Origin of the sequence: Actinoplanes aureus (genome assembly GCF_015704865.1) — a bacterium.
In the GTDB taxonomy this organism is placed as follows: domain Bacteria; phylum Actinomycetota; class Actinomycetes; order Mycobacteriales; family Micromonosporaceae; genus Actinoplanes; species Actinoplanes aureus.
In genome coordinates this window covers 97,792-114,725 of the sequence record NZ_JADQTO010000019.1, presented here as the reverse complement: position 1 = coordinate 114,725, position 16,934 = coordinate 97,792, and the positions used below count along the sequence as shown (strand labels likewise).

The window sequence follows — 16,934 nt, the reverse complement described above, 5'->3', positions numbered from 1 at the left end:
GGCTGAAATGTGGGGAGTCCGGGCTGGACTCCCCACCTCCGCGCCGCCGTGTGGTCAGCCGGCGAGGACCTCCTCGCGCTCCGGCGCCGGCTTGCGACCCCGCATGACGACCGCCGCCAGCACCGCCGCCGCAACCACCCCGATCGCGCTGATCGTGAAGGTGGTCGACATCGCGCTGGTGAAGGCTTCCCGCGCGGCCGCCGCCAGGGCCGGGTCGCCGGCCGCGCCGAGGATCGACTCCCGGGCCTCCGCGGGCGCTCCGGCCGGCATCTCAGCCCGGTAGCCGCTGGTCAGCAGCGAGCCGAGGATGGCGACGCCGAGCGCGGTCCCGGCCTGCTGGATGGTGTCGTTGAGCGCCGATCCGACCCCGGCCTGCGCAGGCGGGATGGTCCCCATCAGCGCACTGATGGCCGCCGGCATGGCCAGGCCCGCGCCGACGCCGAGCAGCCCCAGCCCGATCGCCGCCACGAGGAAGCCGGTCGACGCGGAGACCGTGGCGAGCAGGACGAACGCGCCGGCCATCACCAGCATCCCGGTGAGCACGAGCGCCCGGTTGCCGACCTTCGCGGCCAGCGCCGCACCGGTCGCGTTGCCGATCAGCGCGGCCACGGCGAGCGGCACGAACGCCAGGCCGGCCTTGATCGGCGAGTAGCCGAGCACGAACTGCAGGTACTGGGTGAAGACCAGCAGCAGGCCACCGTTGCCGACCTGCACCAGGGTCAGCGAGAGCGAGCCACCACTGAAGTCACGGTTCTTGAAGAGGGCCAGCGGGACCATCGGCGACGAGGTGACGTTCTCCCAGATCACGAAGCCGACCAGGGCCAGCACCGCGATGCCCAGGGTGATCAGCGAGCCGCCGTGCGGGATCTCGATGATCCACCAGACCAGCGCGACCATGCCGGTGGCGGAGAGGATCGCACCGAGCGGGTCCGGCTTCTGCCACGGGCCCTTGGACTCCGGCATCAGGGCCAGCGCGGCGACGATGGCGAGCACCACGACCGGAACGTTGATGAAGAAGATCGAGCGCCAGGAGAAGTGGTCGATCAGGACGCCGCCGAGCACCGGACTGCCCACCAGGCCGAGCATGGAGACCGAGCCCCACGCGGCCATCGCCTTGTTGCGTTCCTCCGCGTCGAAGACCGTGATCAGGATCGACAACGTCGACGGCATGATCAGGGCGCCACCGACCCCCATGGCGATCCGGGCGGCGATCACCTCGATCGGATCCTGCACATACGTCGCGGCGAGTGACGCGGCTCCGAAGAGAACCAGGCCGATGATCATCACCCGGCGACGGCCGAACCGGTCGCCGAGGCTGCCGGAGGTGAGCAACAGACCGGCGAAGACCAGGATGTACGAGTCGAGGATCCACTGCATGTCCTGGGCCGTCGCGCCCAGGTCCGCGGTCATCGGCGGCACCGCCACGGTGAGCGCCATGCTGTCGATGACCAGCACCAGCGAGCTCAGGCAGAGCACGACCAGGATCCACCAGCGGCGCGGATCACGAGCTTCCATGGCAATTCCTCCAATGATCGGGGCGATGCGAACAACGTACGCAGCTGCGCACGCTGTACGCAAGTGCAATTTGGCGTACGCTTCATGCGAACGACGTACGCAGCAGAGGAGCGACATGGCCGCGAAGATTCCTTCGGTCTGGGCCCGCGAGCAGCGGCAACCCGATCAACCCGCACTCAGCCGGGCGAGCATCGTCCGGGAAGCGATCACCGTGCTCGACGCCGAAGGGATCGAGCAGCTCAGCATGCGAAAGCTCGGCAGCCGGCTGAACGCCGGTGCCACCTCGCTCTACCGGCACGTCGCCACCAAGGAGGAGCTGCTGGAACTCGCCGTCGACGAGGTCTTCGGCGAGATGACCGTGCCCGACCCCGGTCCCGACTGGCGCGCTGACGTCACCGCGGCGGCGCTCTCCTTCCGCGCGACGGCTCTGCGCCACCCGTGGCTGTCGTCGGTGCTCGCGCAGGCCGGTCTCGCGTACCTCGGGCCCAACCTGATGGCGCACTCGAATCGGCTGGCCGCGCTCTTCGCGGCGGCCGGCTTCGCCGATCCGGATCGCGGGATCTACACCGTGCTGGGGTATGTGACCGGGATGAGTACCACCGAGGCCGCCTGGCTCACCACGGTGGCCCGCTCGGGTGCGACCGAGGCAGAGCTCGTGGCGCGCCTGCTGCCCGCGGCCCGGCGGGCAGCCGCGGGTTACGCGCACCTGTCCGCCGCCTCCGGCGACGACGAGACCGACCCCGCGGAGGTACGCGAGACGAAGTTCCGCAACGGCCTCGAGGTGGTCCTGAACGGGCTCGCGCTGACCCTGACACGGTGAAAAGTTCAATCGGGAGAACGGGCCATGCCCCCGGCCTGGTCGGACGGGCGGCACGGTCCGGCGACCCGGACCCGGCGGTGGACCGCCGGTGAAACCATGTTGACCATGACGGTCGACTACACGGTGCGGCTGCGGTTCTCCGACAAGTCGCAGGCCGCGTCCACGCACACCAACCTCTCCGCGGTCCGGCTGGACCGGCGGGCCCTCTGGATCGCCGGTGACGAGACCGCCACCATCGAGCGGCTGCTCGCCGACGACCCGGATCGGCCCGTCGAGTTCGACGCGGAGGCGAGCTTCCGGCTCGCGGACTTCGTCGACCTGCCCGGCGTCGACGCCGACGAGGAGGCCGACGTCGAAGGGCTGGCGCGGACCGGCGACTTCCTGTGGGCGGTCGGTTCGCACAGCCTGCGCCGTAAGCAGATCAAGGACCGGCACGCCGGGCAGAAGGCGCTGCGCCGCCTGGCCCGGGTGGAGGGCCAGGCCAACCGGCAGATCCTGGTCCGGCTGCCGATCACCGAGGTGGACGGGGTGCCCACCCCGGTACGCGAGTTGGAGGTGGACGGCGTGACCCATCACGCCGCCGCCGTCAGCGTCCGCGACGACCTGCGCCGGCTGCTGCGCGACGACGAGCACCTGGCAGCGTTCCTCCCGATCCCGGGCAAGGACAACGGCCTGGACATCGAGGGCATCGCGGTCAGCGGCGATCGGGTCTACCTGGGGCTGCGCGGGCCGGTGCTGCGCGGCTGGGCGTTCGTGCTGGAGTTGCGGCCGTACGTGACCGACGACGACCCCACCCGGTTGCGGCTGCGGAAGTTCGAGGACGGGCGGCCGTACCGTAAGCATGTGCTCGACCTGAACGGCCTCGGCGTGCGCGACCTCTGCCCGCACCGCGACGACCTGCTGGTCCTGGCCGGTCCGACGATGGACCTGGACGGTCCGGTACGCGTCTACCGCTGGCACGGCGCCTGCCGCGTGGAGCAGCCGTCGATCGTCCGCGACGACCTGATCAGCCGGGAACTGGAGCTCACCTACGGCGAGGGCGACGATCACGCCGAGGGTATGAGCCTGCTCGGCGAGGACCGGGTCCTGGTGGTTTACGACAGCCCGGCGCCGATCCGCCTGACCGAGGACGGCGCGGTCATCGCCGACGTGCTACTTCTACCTACGTGACGATCTTGGGTACAGCTCTGGTGACCGGCGCCTCCCGGGGACTCGGCGCGCACATCGCGCGCCGGCTCGCCGCCGACGGCCGGCCGGTCGCGATCAACTACCGTTCCGACTCCGACGGCGCCGAGCGGGTGGCCGCCGAGATCATCGCCGCCGGCGGGCGAGCGGCGGCCCTGGGGGCCGACGTGACGAACGAGGCGGAGGTACGCGATCTCGTCGCCGCCGCCACCGAGCGGCTCGGCCCGGTGCAGGTCGTCGTCGCCAACGCCACCGGCCCCCAGCCGACCGCCCCGGCCGAGCAGGTGACCTGGCAGGACCACCTCGACCAACTGGAGTTCTTCGTCAAGAGCCCGACGCTACTGCTCCAAGCGGCCCTGCCCGGCATGCGTGAGCTGGGTGGCGGCCGGTTCATCCACATCGGATCGGACTCGTTCGAGCGGGCCCTTCCCGGGGCGTCGGCGTACAACGCGGCGAAGGGCGCGCAGATCGGCCTGGCCCGGACCTGGGCACGGGAGCTGGGCCGCGACGGCATCACGGTGAACGTCGTGGCGCCCGGCTGGATCCCGGTGGAACGGCACGGGGACGCGGACACCGCCGGGTACGTGGCGGAGGTGCCACTGGGCCGCATCGGCACGCCGGCCGACATCGCCGACGTGGTGGCGTTCGTGGCCTCCGACGCGGCCCGGTTCGTGACCGGCGAGCGGATCACCGTGAACGGCGGCCACACGATCGACTAGTCCGCGACCCGGCAACAGGTCCAGATGCCGTCCGAGGTGAGGTAGCGGTCCAGGACCAGGCCCGCCTCGGACAGCGCCGCCTCGAACTGCTCCGGCGTGAGCGGCCGGGAACGGAACACCTGGGTCCAGGTGGCGTCCGGGAACTCGTACTCGAACCGGATGCTGCGGGTGCCGTCGCCCAGGTCGTCGGAGGCGAGCGCCCGGGCGATCCCGTCACCGGCCGGCGACTCGCGGGGCACCCGCTCGTGCCAGTCCACGCCCTCCCGCTGGATCAGGACGACCCCACCGGGTGTGACGTGCCGGCGGCAGGTGTCCAGCAGGGCGGCGCGGACCGCCGGGTCGGGGGCGTGCACCAGGAACGAGGAGAGCAGCACGACGTCGTACCGGTCGGGCAGGCGGAGGTCCTCGATGCTGGAGCACACGGTCCGGGCTCCGGTGACGTGCGCGAGCATCTCGGGAGACTCGTCGACGGCGGTTACGGCGTACCCCATGGCGGTCAGCGCCCTGGTCACCCGGCCGGCGCCGGCGCCCAGCTCGAGCAGCGTCGCCGGCGGCGGCGCGGCGCTCGCGATGATCTGCGGCTCGTCACGCACCGGAAGCCGGGTGTACAGGTCGACCGCGCAACCGTCCGGGGTGAAGGCGCCCGGACCGGTCCCGTCGTATCCGTTCTTCATGGCAGTCATCCTGGCAGTCCGGATACCGTTCGGCCATGCGGCAGATCTACGCCCACCAGGCGACGCTGATTCCCGGGCCCGGCACGGATCCGGGTGCGCCCGGAGCCGCGGTCACCACCGCGCTCTGCGGGCATTGGGAGCACGAGCCGCCGTGCCCGCTCGCGCCGCACCACACCGCCGCCCAGGCGGACGGGGATCGGCTGCGGCTCCGGATCCTCTTCGCCACCGAGCCGCACCGGGTGGACGAGGTCCGGGCCCGCATCGACGCCGCGCTCACGGCCGGCGACTGGGCGCTGGAGTCCTCCGGCTGTACCCGCGTCGACCAGGACGAACGGCCACACGCCCGACGCTTGCTGAGAAACCGATGAACCGGGCGCACCAGCGGACATAGTCTGCGAGCATGCTCGTCACCGTCGTCGCCGACTACGGCACCGGCGACCTCGCCTTCGCCGAGGTACGCCAGAAGATCGCCCAGCTCCTGCCCTCGGCCGAGGTCAACGCGGTGCCGGTACCGGCCTTCGACACGGTCGCCGCCGGCTTCTGCGTGGCTCAGCTCGCCTTCGGCGAGGGACCACAGGACCGCATCGTGTACGCGAACGTCGCGCCCCGCCAGGACCGGGACGAACCACGCGCCGCAAACGCCGGGGAACGGCTCGCCGCCGCCCGGCTCGAGTCCGGCGTCCTCGTGGTCGGCGTCGCGTCCGGCGCCAGCCTCTCGTTCCTGGCCGCCGAGGGCGTCACCGTCCACGCCGTGGACGTCGCCGACCACGGCTCCCAGTTCCGGTCCCGCGACGTGTTCCCGGACGCCCTCGCCGCGCTGGCCGCCGGCGACGACACCCTGCTCGGCGACGAACTGCCGGTCGCGCCGCCGCCCGAGCACGCGGTCGCGTACACCGACGGCTACGGCAATCTCAAGACCACCTGGGACTCCGCCCCGGCACCGGTCGGCACCACGGTGCGGGTCCGGATCGGCGAGGTGGAGGCCGAGGCGACCGTCAGCGACGGCGTCTTCGAGGTACGCGCCGGCACGATGTCCTTCGCCCCCGGCAGCTCGGGCTGGAACGATCACACCTGGTACGAGCTGCTCGCCCGCGGTGGCAACGCGGCCCGGCTCTTCGGCGATCCGCGGGGCGGCACGCCCATCGAGATCGTCCCCTGACCTCTGCGCCGAAAGGGCGGCCACCGGGGAGGCGGCCGCCCGTCAGCGGGTCAGGCGCCGCGCAGGGTGGCGCCGAAACGGGACGCGGTGAGCGCGACCGCGGCGTCCCGGGCGGCGATCGTCTCCTCGGAGGTCAGCGTCCGGTCCGGTGCGCGGAAGGTCAGCTTGTAGGCCAGCGACCGCTTCCCTTCGCCCAGCTGCTCCGACTCGTACACGTCGAAGAGCGCCACCGACTCGAGCAGCTCCCCCGCGCCCTCGGCCAGTGCGGCGTGCACGTCACCGGCCGGGACCGTACGGTCCAGGACCAGCGCCACGTCGATCAGCGCCGCCGGGAACGTCGAGATCCGCGGTGCGTCGATCACCGGGGCGGCCGGAATCGCGTCCAGGTCCAGCTCGGCCGCAGAGGTGCGCTTCGGCAGGTCGAACGCGGCGAGGACGGACGGGTGCAGCTCGCCCGCGTGGCCGATCACGTTTCCGTCGACCAGGATCTCCGCACACCGGCCGGGGTGCCAGGGTGCGTGCTCGGCCGCGCGTACCCCCACTCGCGAAGCGGGAATGCCCGCCGCCGCGACCGCGACGCGCGCCGCCTCGATGGCGTCGGCCCACCCGGCCGCGCGGCCGTCGCCCCACCAGCCGGCCGGGTCGAGGTCGCCGGTGAGCACCACCGCGAGGTGCCACGGCTGCTCCGGCACGATCGTGTTCGCCGCGGCCCACTCCTCGTCGGTGGGCCGCCGGTCCACGCCGAGCGCCGGCGGCGCGGTCGCGGTCAGATGCGGCAGGAACACCGTGCCGGTCTCGAAGAGAGCCACGTCCCGGCGGCCGCGGCCCAGGTTGCGCTTGAGCGTGCCGAGCAGCGGGGCCAGCAGCGACGTACGCAGCAGCGGCTCCTCCTCGGACAGCGGGTTGGTGAGCCGCACCGCGCTGCGCCGGGGGTCGTTCGCCGCCAGGCCGAGGGCGTCGGCCGTCCCGGGCGCGACGAACGGGTAGGACAGCACCTCGACGTACCCGTTCTCGGCGAGCGCCCGCCCGATCGAGCGACGCTGCCGCTGCGCCGGGGTGAGCCCGTTGCTGCTGCCGGCCGGCGGCAGAACGCTCGGGATGTCGTTGTAACCGCCCAGCCGGGCCACCTCCTCGACCAGGTCGATCGGGGCGAGCAGGTCGGGCCGCCAGCTCGGCGGCGTCACGGTGAGCTCGTCCTCGCCGGTGACCTGGCAGCCGACCCGGGCCAGCAGCTCAGCCACGCGATCGGCCGGATAGTCCAGACCGATCAGGCGGGACGGGAGGGAGGCCGGCAACGTGATCGGCGACGGGGCCACCACGTGGTCGATGTCGAGAACCCGGTCGTCGACGGTGCCGCCGGCGTGCGTGGTCAGGATCTCCACGGCCCGCTGCAACGCGACCAGCGGCAACTGCGGGTCGACACCCCGCTCCCAGCGCTTGGCGGCCTCGCTGAACAGCTTGTGCCGCCGCGCGGTGCGCCCGACCATGACCGGGTCCCAGTGCGCGGCCTCCAGCAGCACGTTCACCGTGCCCTGCTGCCACTCGCTGGTCTCGCCGCCCATCACCGCGGCGAGCGAGATCGGCCCGGTCTCGTCGCAGATCACCATGTCCTCGGCGTCGAGCTCGCGGGCCACGCCGTCCAGGGTGGTCAGCTTCTCCGCCGGTTGCGCCCGGCGGACCACCAGGCCGCCGCGCAGCCGGTCCAGGTCGAAGACGTGCATCGGCTGGCCGTACTCGAGCATCAGGTAGTTGGTGATGTCGACCGGCAGCGAGATGGCCCGGATGCCGGCCGCGATGAGCCGCCGCTGCATCCACTCCGGCGACTGCGCGGACGGGTCGATGCCGCGGACCACGCGGGCCGCGAACCGGTCACAACCGACGGTGTCCTCGACGACCACCGGGTGCGGCACGTCAGCCGTGGCCCCGGGGGCAGCGCCGGACGCCGGGTCGGTGTAACCCACCGCGAAGTAGGTCGCCAGCTCCCGCGCGATACCGCGGACGCTCATCTCGTAGCCCCGGTCCGGGGTGATCTCCACGTCGATCAGCACGTCGTCGAGGCCGACGACCGGCCGCGCGTCGGTGCCGGGAGCCGGTGCGCCGGCGGGCAGCACGATGATGCCCGAGTGGTCGCCGGACAGGCCCAGCTCCGCCGCCGAGCAGATCATGCCGTTGGAGTTGCGCCCGTACGTCTTCCGCGCGCCGATCCGGAAGCCACCGGGCAGCTCGCCGCCGGGCAGGATGACCACCACCAGGTCGCCCTCGGCGAAGTTGCGCGCGCCGCAGACGATCTCCTGGGGCGCGTCCCGGCCGACGTCCACCGTGCAGAACCGGATCGGCTTCTTGAAGCCGGTCAGCTCCTCGATCGTCAGCACCCGGCCCACGACCAGGTCACCGAGGACCGTGGCGGACTGGTCGACGATGGACTCGACCTCCATGCCGAGGTTGGTCAGCGCGGTGTCGAGCTCCGAAGCGGTGATCCCGGCGGGCAGCTCGACGTACTCGCGCAGCCACGACAGTGTCGTCTTCATCGCTTCAGGACTCCATTCCGAAGTTCGTGGTGAACCGCACGTCGCCCTCGACCATGTCGCGCATGTCGCTGACGCCGTTGCGGAACATCAGGGTCCGCTCGACGCCCATGCCGAACGCGAACCCGCTGTACCGCGCCGGGTCGATGCCGCAGGCGGTCAGCACCCGCGGGTTGACCATGCCGCAGCCGCCCCACTCGACCCAGCGCGGACCGTCGCGGTGCTGCGCGAACCAGACGTCGAACTCGGCGGACGGCTCGGTGAACGGGAAGTAGTGCGGACGCCAGCGGGTCCGCGCGTCCGGCCCGAACATCGCCTTGGCGAAGTGGTCGAGGGTGCCGCGCAGGTGCGCCATGGTGATGCCCTCGTCCACCACGAGACCCTCGATCTGGTGGAAGACCGGGCTGTGCGTGGCGTCCAGCTCGTCGGTCCGGTACGCCCGCCCGGGGCTGACCACGTAGATCGGCGGCTGCCGGTTGAGCATGGTGCGCACCTGCCCCGGCGACGTGTGGGTACGCATCACCAGGCCCGGCAGGTCCACGTAGAACGTGTCCATGGCGCCACGCACCGGGTTGTCCGGCCCGATGTTCAGCGCGTCGAAGTTGGCCCACTCCAGCTCCAGCTGGGGACCGTCGACGATGTCGTAGCCCATGCCGATGAAGACGTCGCCCATGTGCTCCATGAGCGTGGTCAGCGGGTGCCGGGCGCCACGCGGGCGGCGGCTCCACGGCAGCGTGACGTCGACGCGCTCCTCGACCAGCACCCGGGCGGCCCGGTCGGCCATGAGCTCGGCGTGCCGGGCGTCGTAGGCGGCCTGGACGGCTTGCCGGGCGACGTTGACGCGCTTGCCGGCGTCGGATTTCGCGGCCGGCGGCAGGGAGCCGATCTCACGGCGGGCCAGGGACACCGGCGAGCGGTCACCGAGGTGCGCGGGCTTCAGCGCGGCGAGCGCGTCGAGGTCGGCGGCCTGCGCGAACGCCTTCTCAGCGTCGGCCACCGCGGCCTCGAGGGCCTCGGGCGCAAGCAGGGCGGCCTGCTTCGGATCGTACGGATCGTTGCGGTAGGACATGGTCGGGCGAACTCCCTCAACACCGGCAGTGCCCCATCCAAGACAGGGCCATCGGGCAGTCTACGGAGGCGCGGCTGGGCCGCAGCCCGCCGGTCAGGGATGTTCGCGCAGGAGAGTCAGATCCGGCGCCCGCGACCAGCGGGCCGGATAAACAGAAGCCTCGGACCTGACATGCGGCCAGCATACCGCTCCCGGTACGCGTCCGGTCACCGCTGGGCCCGGGCTGACGCGTACAGGCAGACGGCGGCGGCCGCGGCCAGGTTGAGGCTCTCCGCTCCGCCGTAGATCGGCACCCGGACCCGCCGGTCGGCCGCGGCCAGCAGCGGCTCCGGCAGCCCGTGCGCCTCCGACCCGAATAGCCACGCGGTCGGCGCGTCCAGCAGACCGCCGTCGAGCAGCGAGTCCACGTCGTCGTCGCCGGTGCCGCTGGTGGCGAGCACCTGCAACCCGGAGTCCTGGAGCAGGTCGATCACGCTGAGCGGGGCGCGTACCACGTCCACATGGAACAGCGAGCCGGCGGACGCGCGTACGCATTTGCCGTTGTAGGGATCGACGGCGTCGCCGGCGAAGATGACCGCGCCGGCGCCCGCGGCGTCGGCCGTGCGCAGCACGGTGCCGGCATTGCCCGGGTCGCGGATCTCGGCGACCACCGCGACCAGCCGCGGCCGTTTCGCGAGCGCCTCACCGATCGGCACGTCGATCTGTTCGCAGAGCGCCACCAGGCCCTGCGGGTGCACGGTCTCGGCGAGCGCCTCCAGGGCGTCGTCGGTGACCGGCGAGACCTCGGGCGCCTGCGCCGCCAGGTCGGCGTGCCGGTCCAGCGCGGCGCCGGTGCCGAACAGCTCCAGCACGGCGCCGGCGGCCAGCGCCTCGCGCACGGCCTGCGGGCCTTCGGCCAGGAAGCGGCCGCTCTGGTCACGGTCCTTGCGGCGCTGCAGGCGCCGGGCCGCAACGATTCTCGGGGTACGCGGTGTGAACATCTGCTCCGACTCCAAGACAGCGAGACGCCCCCCGACCTGGGCCGGAGGGCGTCTCGAAAACGTGCTACGCGAAATCAGGCAGCCTGAGCGGCGGCGCCGCCGGTGCCCTCGGCCGCGACGGCCGCGCGAGCGATCTCGACGATGGCCGCGAACGCCGCCTCGTCGTGGACCGCCAGGTCGGCCAGGATCTTCCGGTCGACCTCGACGCCGGCCAGCTTCAGACCCTGGATCAGGCGGTTGTAGGTCAGACCGTTGGCCCGGGACGCAGCGTTGATGCGCTGGATCCACAGCTGGCGGAAGTCGCCCTTGCGGTCACGGCGGTCACGGTACGAGTACTGCATCGAGTGCAGCACCTGCTCCTTGGCCTTGCGGTACAGACGCGAACGCTGTCCGCGGTAGCCGCTCGCGGTCTCGAGCAGGGTACGGCGCTTCTTCTGGGCGTTTACCGCCCGCTTGACGCGTGCCATTTCTAGTACTCCTTAGGGGAACTGGTCAGGCGCGCGTCAGCGGCCCAGAAGCTTCTTCACTCGCTTGGTGTCGGCCTTGGCCACAACGACCGTGCCGGTCATCCGGCGGGTGACGTGGGAGCTCTTGTGCTCCAGCAGGTGACGCTTGCCGGCCTGCTCGCGCACGATCTTGCCCTTGCCGGTGACCTTCACCCGCTTACCCATGCCGGTGTGGCTCTTCATCTTCGGCACTTGACGCCTCTTTCTGATCTTTCCCCGCACCGGGGAGTCACGGGGAAATACTGACTACTCTGCTGTCGTGTCGGCAGGAGCGGCTGCCGGAGCATCGGTCGGGTCGCCCTCGCGCGGCTCACGGGCGGGCTTGGCGCCCGCTGCGACGGCGGCTGCGGCGGCGGCCTTGGTGGCCCGGTGAGGTGCCAGCACCATGATCATGTTCCGGCCGTCCTGCTTCGGGCTGGCCTCGACGAAGCCGAGCTCCGAAATCTCTTCGCTCAGCCGGCGCAGCAGCCGGAAGCCCAGTTCGGGCCGGCTCTGCTCACGACCGCGGAACATGATCGTCACCTTGACCTTGTCGCCCGCCTTGAGGAACCGCACCACGTGACCCTTTTTGGTCTCGTAGTCGTGCGGATCGATCTTCGGCCGGAGCTTCATTTCCTTGATGACGGTCTGCTGCTGGTTGCGCCGTGCTTCACGGGCCTTGAGTGCGCTCTCGTACTTGAACTTGCCGAAGTCCATGAGCTTGCACACCGGCGGCCGTGCCATCGGAGCAACCTCGACCAGGTCCAGGTCGACGTCCGCGGCCAGCTGAAGAGCGCGCTCGAGCGGCACGATGCCGACCTGCTCACCCTCCGGACCGACCAGACGGACCTCACGAGCCCGGATCTGTTCGTTCACGCGTGGTTCGACGCTGATGGGGCCTCCTCAGAACGTTGTTCTCTCACCCGCCACGACGAGTGACGGGTGATGCCAATGGCGGTCGGCCCCGAGTGTCCCGCTGGAGGCGGGACGCCGGGAAAGCAGAAGGCCCCAGCACATGCCGGGGCCCGCTCGACCGGTCATCGGCGTCCGAGAGGACGCACGCCTGGCGGGGATGCGCCTTCAACAAGCGCTGCCCCCACCGGGGAGACCGGACCCAGCCACATGTGTGACTCGGGTGGGAACCTGCGGGCTCCTCTTTCGCGCCCATGTTGAACATGGGCGTGGTCGACTGCCGGCAAGTCTATCAGGCACCGCCGGCGGCCGAATGCAAGGCCCGGAGGGTACGAACTCCGTCCACCGCGTAGTCCTTGTCGACCGCCTGCAACGCGTGGATCGCCACCTGCTCCTCGTCGTGCAGCTCCAGATGCGCCCACGCCGAGTTCCGGTCGAACCGGACCGCGCGGACCACGCTCCACGGCAGGTCGTAGCCGCCCACCAGGTTGCGCACGTGCACGCCCTCCTGGTCGGCGACGATCCGCGGACGGCAGAAGGCCAGGATGCCGAGGCCCAGCAGGATGCCCAGCCCGATCATGGCGATCTGGTCGCCCCGCTGGAAGGTCATCCGCGAGTCCTGGAATCCGGCGTTGCCGCTCAGCCCGAAGCTGAGCACGGTGAACAGGACCACGACGGCGATCGCGGAGGGCACCGCGACGACGCGGATCTTCTTGGGTCGGAAAGTCACAGCGGTCATCACAGCCTGCAGTTGGCGATGTCGGTTACCAGGATGGCACGTGCGCCGAGCTCGTACAGCTCGTCCATGATCCGGTGCACGCTGCTGCGCTGGACCATCGCCTGGACCGCGACCCAGCCCTCCCGGTGCAGCGGGGAGACGGTCGGCGACTCGATGCCGGGGGTCAGTCCGGTGGCCTGTTCGAGCAGGTCCGCGCGTACGTCGTAGGCCAGCATCACGAAGTTGCGCGCGACGAGCACGCCCTGCAGGCGCCGCAGCAGCTGCGCGCCGCCGTTCGGCGCCTGCTCGCCGCGACCGATCAGGATCGCCGAGGACCGCATGATCGGCTCACCGAGGGTGACCAGGCCGGCCTGGCGCAGGGTCGCCCCGGTCTCCACCACGTCGGCGATCAGGTCGGCCACGCCGAGCCGGACCGCGTTCTCCACCGCGCCGTCGAGGCGCACGACGTCCGCCTTCAGCTCGTTCTCCGCCAGGTAGCGGTTCACCACGCCGGGGTAGGCGGTGGCGATGCGCCGGCCGCCGATCTCGTCGGCACTGGTCAGGGTGCCGCTGGGGGCGGCCCACCGGAACGTGGCACCGCCGAAGTTCAGGTCGAGCAGCTCGGTGGCCGGCACGCCGGAGTCGACCAGCAGGTCGCGGCCGGTGATGCCGAGATCGAGATCACCCGAGCCGACGTACGTGGCGATGTCCCGCGGCCGCAGGTAGAAGAACTCGACGTTGTTGGCTTCGTCACGGCAGATCAGGTCTTTGGGGTCGGTGCGCTGGCGGTAGCCCGCGTCCCGCAACATCTGTGACGCCGGACCGGCGAGGGTCCCCTTGTTCGGAATGGCAATACGCAGCATGACGTGCTCCTTCGATCTGTGAACGGACCTGGCGGACGCGCGTCACAGATGTCGGTAGACGTCCTTGAGCTCGAGACCGGTCGCGATCATCAGCACCTGTGCCTGGTAGAGGAGCTGGGAGATCTCCTCGGCGGCGCGCTCCGGGCCCTCGTGCTCGGCCGCCATCCAGGACTCGGCCGCCTCCTCGACGACCTTCTTGCCGATGAAGTGGACTCCGCGTTCGAGCGCCTCGACGGTGCCCGAACCGGGGGTCTGTTCCGCCGCCTTGCGTTGCAACTCGGCAAACAGTTCTTCGAACGTCTTCACGGGGAACGATTGTGGCAGCTCATCACGTCTTGACGACGAACGGCCCCAGCGGTTGGGACGTCTTCTAAGCTGCCCGGCATGGTCAGCCGTTACTCCCCCGTGGCTCTCGGCGGCGTCGCGCTCCTGTTCGCAGCCGTCACCGCATGCTCGCCGGTCGAAGAAGACACCACCGCCGGCGCCCCGGCCTCCGCCTCTTCCGACACGTGCACGCCCAGCAGCCTCGCCACCAAGACCCCAGGCAAGCTCACCATCGGCACCGACAACCCCGCGTACGAACCGTGGTTCAGCGAGAACACGCCGAGCAACGGCAAGGGGTTCGAGGCCGCGGTCGCGTACCAGGTCGCCGACCGGCTCGGCTTCCAGACCGCGAACGTCACCTGGACTCAGGTGACGTTCAACAACGCGATCGCGCCCGGCCCGAAGGCGTTCGACATCGACATCAACCAGTTCTCGATCACCGAGGAGCGCAAGGCGGCGGTGGACTTCTCGTCCCCGTACTACCTGGTGCGGCAGACGGTGATCACCACGAAGGGTTCCAAGATCGCCGGAGCGAAGTCGGTCGCCGAGCTGAAGAACGCCAAGCTGGGCGCCCAGGTCGGCACCACCAGCTACCAGGCGGTCACCGACCTGATCAAGCCGGCCACCGAGCCGTCGGTCTTCAACAACAACGACGACGCCAAGAAGGCGCTGGAGAACGGCACCGTCGACGGCATCGTGGTGGACCTGCCGACCGCGTTCTACATGACCGCGGCGGAGCTGGACAACGGCGTGATCGTCGGCCAGCTGCCCCAGGTCGGCGTGCCCGAGCAGTTCGGCATCGTGCTCGACAAGGGATCGCCGCTGACCGGCTGCGTGAGCCGGGCGGTCGACCAGCTGCGCCAGGACGGCACCCTCGCCGTGCTGGAGAAGACCTGGCTGGCGGACACCGCCGGGGCACCCGAACTCTCGTGACCTACGCACCATCCGAACGGCGACTCGACCGGATCGCCTACCGCCGCCGGCAGGCGATCCGGTCCGTTCTGCTCGCCGCGCTCTCCACCGCGGCCGTCGGCACCCTGCTGACCGTCGCGGTCACCGGGGCGCCCGGGTGGGAGCGGGTCAAGACGTCGTTCTTCGACTTTCCGACGGCCCGGAAGTACCTGCCGCAGATCCTCGACGGGCTCTGGCTCAACCTGCGGCTGCTCGTCGTCTGCGCCACGCTCGCGATGGCCCTGGGCCTGCTGGTCGCGGTGCTGCGCACGCTGCGCGGGCCGGTCGCCTTCCCGGTACGCGCGATCGCCACCGGCTACACGTACTCGTTCCGCGGCCTGCCGCTGATCATCGTGATCTACCTGTTCGCGTTCGGCATCCCCGGCCTGCGGCTGCAGGGCATCCCGTCGGTGCTGGTGCTCGGCGCCGCCGCGATCATCATCACGTACGGCGCCTACCTGGCCGAGGTATTCCGTGCCGGCATCGAGTCGGTGCACCCGAGCCAGATCGCCGCCGCCCGCTCGCTGGGGCTCGGCTACCGGCAGACGATGCGGCACGTGGTCCTGCCGCAGGCGGTACGCCGGGTCGCCCCGCCGCTGCTCAACGACACCGTGGCCCTGCAGAAGGACGTCGGCCTGATCTCCCTGGCCGGGCCGATCGACGCCATCCGGGCCGCCCAGATCGGCGTCGCGCAGGACGCCAACTTCACCCCGTACGTGGTGGCCGGGGTGCTGTTCATGCTGCTCGCCCTGCCGCTGATCGCGGTCACCGACTGGGTGACCCTGCGCGCGGCCCGCCGCCAGAACGCGGGGTCCTGACCGTGGTGCTCTCCTGCAAGAACGTTCGCAAGACCTTCGGCGAGCACGTCATCCTCGACGACCTCAGCCTGGACGTGGACGAGCACGAGGTGGTCGCCCTGATCGGCGCCTCCGGCTCGGGCAAGTCGACGCTGCTGCGCTGCGTCAACCTCCTCGAACAGGTCGACGACGGCACCATCCACCTGGACGGCGACGAGATCACCGACCCGCGGGCGGACCCCGACCGGGTACGCCAGAAGATCGGGCTCGTCTTCCAGTCGTACAACCTGTTCCCGCACATGACGGTGCTCGACAACATCACGCTCGCCCCGGTACGCGTACACAAGAAGTCCCCGGCCGAGGCGAAGGCGCAGGCCATGCAGTGGCTGGAGCGGGTCGGCCTGGCCGCCAAGGCCGGCGCCTACCCGGACCGGCTCTCCGGCGGCCAGCAGCAGCGGGTCGCCATCGTCCGGGCGCTGGTCAACCAGCCGCGGCTGCTGCTGCTCGACGAGGTCACCTCGGCGCTCGACCCGGAGCTGGTCGGCGAGGTGCTCACCATGATCCGCGACCTCAAGGGCGACGGGACGACCATGGTCCTGGCGACCCACGAGATGGGGTTCGCCAGGCAGGTCGCCGACCGGGTGGCGTTCCTGGACGGCGGCCGGGTCCTCGAACAGGGGCCACCGTCGCAGGTGCTCGGTGACCCCGTCGAAGCGCGGACCCGTCAGTTCCTGGCCCGCATCATCGAAGCCGGACGGCTCTAGGCCTTCTCCACCTCGCGGATGGCGAGCGCGGCGTCGAGCACGGCGACCGTGCTCTGCCAGCCCTTGTCCTCGATCGAGTCCTCCAGCCCGGCCCGGTCCCGGGCCTGCCCGAGGCTGTGCACGGTGAGCACGCCGTGCGCCACCGGGGTGGCCTCGTCCAGGGCGACCCGGGTGAGCCCGGTGGTGACCGCGTCGCACACGTACTCGAAGTGCTGTGTCTCGCCCTTGATGACCACACCCAGGGCGACCACGGCGTCGTATTTGCGGGCCATCGCCTGAGCCACCACCGGCAACTCGACCGAGCCGGCCACCCGGGCCACGAAGACCTCCGTGACGCCGCAGGCCGCGGCGGCAGACTTGGCCCGCTCGATCATGTGGCCGACCAGGTCGTTGTGCCACCGGGAGCCGACGATGCCGAGCCGCAGCCCGGCCGCGTCGACGGTCTGCATGTGCGGATCACCGAAGCCGGCCATG

20 protein-coding genes are annotated in these 16,934 nt (G+C 71.0%); 8 read left to right on the top strand and 12 right to left on the bottom strand.

Going from position 1 to position 16,934, the window contains the following annotated elements; all coding sequences use genetic code 11:
• Positions 1-54: 54 nt before the first annotated feature.
• Positions 55-1,515: an MFS transporter gene (locus tag I4J89_RS32915; protein ID WP_196418035.1), complete on the bottom strand. Its 1,461-nt coding sequence runs from the start codon at positions 1,513-1,515 to the stop codon at positions 55-57.
• 115 nt (positions 1,516-1,630) lie between these two features.
• Here I4J89_RS32915 and I4J89_RS32910 point away from each other — a divergent pair, with 115 nt between their 5' ends.
• The 3 genes from I4J89_RS32910 to I4J89_RS32900 all read left to right on the top strand — a co-directional run bounded on the left by I4J89_RS32910 (position 1,631) and on the right by I4J89_RS32900 (position 4,239).
• On the top strand, positions 1,631-2,335 hold the full coding sequence (locus I4J89_RS32910) for a TetR/AcrR family transcriptional regulator (RefSeq protein ID WP_196418034.1): 705 nt from the start codon (positions 1,631-1,633) through the stop codon (positions 2,333-2,335).
• A 105-nt stretch (positions 2,336-2,440) separates the two neighbouring features.
• Entirely contained in the window at positions 2,441-3,505 is a 1,065-nt protein-coding gene (locus I4J89_RS32905) for a DUF3616 domain-containing protein (protein ID WP_196418033.1), read from the top strand.
• The gene (locus I4J89_RS32900; RefSeq protein WP_309238570.1) at positions 3,502-4,239 is read left to right on the top strand and encodes an SDR family oxidoreductase; all 738 of its coding nucleotides are present in this window, start codon (positions 3,502-3,504) and stop codon (positions 4,237-4,239) included. The genes I4J89_RS32905 and I4J89_RS32900 overlap by 4 nt, the downstream gene beginning before the upstream one ends.
• On the opposite strand, the gene I4J89_RS32895 is transcribed toward I4J89_RS32900, so the two are convergent.
• The gene (locus I4J89_RS32895) at positions 4,236-4,913 is read right to left on the bottom strand and encodes a class I SAM-dependent methyltransferase (RefSeq protein WP_196418032.1); all 678 of its coding nucleotides are present in this window, start codon (positions 4,911-4,913) and stop codon (positions 4,236-4,238) included. The genes I4J89_RS32900 and I4J89_RS32895 overlap by 4 nt on opposite strands.
• 35 nt (positions 4,914-4,948) lie before the next feature.
• Here I4J89_RS32895 and I4J89_RS32890 point away from each other — a divergent pair, with 35 nt between their 5' ends.
• Complete coding sequence (locus I4J89_RS32890; protein ID WP_196418031.1) at positions 4,949-5,281, top strand: hypothetical protein; 333 nt, start codon at positions 4,949-4,951, stop codon at positions 5,279-5,281.
• A gap of 32 nt (positions 5,282-5,313) precedes the next feature.
• Positions 5,314-6,072, top strand: coding sequence for an SAM-dependent chlorinase/fluorinase (locus I4J89_RS32885; RefSeq protein ID WP_196418030.1), 759 nt, complete (start codon positions 5,314-5,316; stop codon positions 6,070-6,072).
• A gap of 50 nt (positions 6,073-6,122) precedes the next feature.
• On the opposite strand, the gene pheT is transcribed toward I4J89_RS32885, so the two are convergent.
• The 9 genes from pheT to I4J89_RS32840 all read right to left on the bottom strand — a co-directional run bounded on the left by pheT (position 6,123) and on the right by I4J89_RS32840 (position 13,930).
• The gene (gene pheT / locus I4J89_RS32880; protein WP_196418029.1) at positions 6,123-8,600 is read right to left on the bottom strand and encodes a phenylalanine--tRNA ligase subunit beta; all 2,478 of its coding nucleotides are present in this window, start codon (positions 8,598-8,600) and stop codon (positions 6,123-6,125) included.
• 4 nt (positions 8,601-8,604) lie between these two features.
• Entirely contained in the window at positions 8,605-9,666 is a 1,062-nt protein-coding gene (pheS, locus tag I4J89_RS32875; protein WP_196418028.1) for a phenylalanine--tRNA ligase subunit alpha, read from the bottom strand.
• A 206-nt stretch (positions 9,667-9,872) separates the two neighbouring features.
• On the bottom strand, positions 9,873-10,646 hold the full coding sequence (locus tag I4J89_RS32870) for a TrmH family RNA methyltransferase (RefSeq protein ID WP_196418027.1): 774 nt from the start codon (positions 10,644-10,646) through the stop codon (positions 9,873-9,875).
• A gap of 74 nt (positions 10,647-10,720) precedes the next feature.
• On the bottom strand, positions 10,721-11,113 hold the full coding sequence (rplT, locus tag I4J89_RS32865; RefSeq protein ID WP_196418026.1) for a 50S ribosomal protein L20: 393 nt from the start codon (positions 11,111-11,113) through the stop codon (positions 10,721-10,723).
• A gap of 36 nt (positions 11,114-11,149) precedes the next feature.
• The gene (gene rpmI, locus I4J89_RS32860) at positions 11,150-11,344 is read right to left on the bottom strand and encodes a 50S ribosomal protein L35 (RefSeq protein ID WP_196418025.1); all 195 of its coding nucleotides are present in this window, start codon (positions 11,342-11,344) and stop codon (positions 11,150-11,152) included.
• Between the two features lie 54 nt (positions 11,345-11,398).
• Positions 11,399-12,007: a translation initiation factor IF-3 gene (gene infC, locus I4J89_RS32855; protein WP_196418024.1), complete on the bottom strand. Its 609-nt coding sequence runs from the start codon at positions 12,005-12,007 to the stop codon at positions 11,399-11,401.
• 328 nt (positions 12,008-12,335) lie between these two features.
• Positions 12,336-12,782, bottom strand: a complete 447-nt coding sequence (locus I4J89_RS32850) for a PH domain-containing protein (protein WP_196418023.1) — start codon at positions 12,780-12,782, stop codon at positions 12,336-12,338.
• Positions 12,782-13,624 (bottom strand): ATP phosphoribosyltransferase, encoded by an 843-nt coding sequence (gene hisG / locus I4J89_RS32845; RefSeq protein WP_196418022.1) that lies wholly within the window; start codon positions 13,622-13,624, stop codon positions 12,782-12,784. Before hisG ends, I4J89_RS32850 begins: the two co-directional genes overlap by 1 nt.
• Before the next feature lie 42 nt (positions 13,625-13,666).
• Positions 13,667-13,930, bottom strand: coding sequence for a phosphoribosyl-ATP diphosphatase (locus I4J89_RS32840; RefSeq protein ID WP_196418021.1), 264 nt, complete (start codon positions 13,928-13,930; stop codon positions 13,667-13,669).
• A 78-nt stretch (positions 13,931-14,008) separates the two neighbouring features.
• On the opposite strand from I4J89_RS32840, the gene I4J89_RS32835 reads away from it, so the two are divergent.
• The 3 genes from I4J89_RS32835 to I4J89_RS32825 are packed head-to-tail and all read left to right on the top strand — an operon-like array spanning position 14,009 to position 16,460.
• Entirely contained in the window at positions 14,009-14,881 is an 873-nt protein-coding gene (locus I4J89_RS32835; protein ID WP_196418020.1) for an ABC transporter substrate-binding protein, read from the top strand.
• Positions 14,878-15,717: an amino acid ABC transporter permease gene (locus I4J89_RS32830; RefSeq protein WP_196418019.1), complete on the top strand. Its 840-nt coding sequence runs from the start codon at positions 14,878-14,880 to the stop codon at positions 15,715-15,717. Before I4J89_RS32835 ends, I4J89_RS32830 begins: the two co-directional genes overlap by 4 nt.
• Before the next feature lie 2 nt (positions 15,718-15,719).
• Positions 15,720-16,460, top strand: a complete 741-nt coding sequence (locus I4J89_RS32825; RefSeq protein WP_309238569.1) for an amino acid ABC transporter ATP-binding protein — start codon at positions 15,720-15,722, stop codon at positions 16,458-16,460.
• On the opposite strand, the gene ribH is transcribed toward I4J89_RS32825, so the two are convergent.
• The gene (ribH, locus tag I4J89_RS32820) at positions 16,457-16,933 is read right to left on the bottom strand and encodes a 6,7-dimethyl-8-ribityllumazine synthase (protein ID WP_196418018.1); all 477 of its coding nucleotides are present in this window, start codon (positions 16,931-16,933) and stop codon (positions 16,457-16,459) included. The genes I4J89_RS32825 and ribH overlap by 4 nt on opposite strands.
• Position 16,934: the final 1 nt, after the last annotated feature.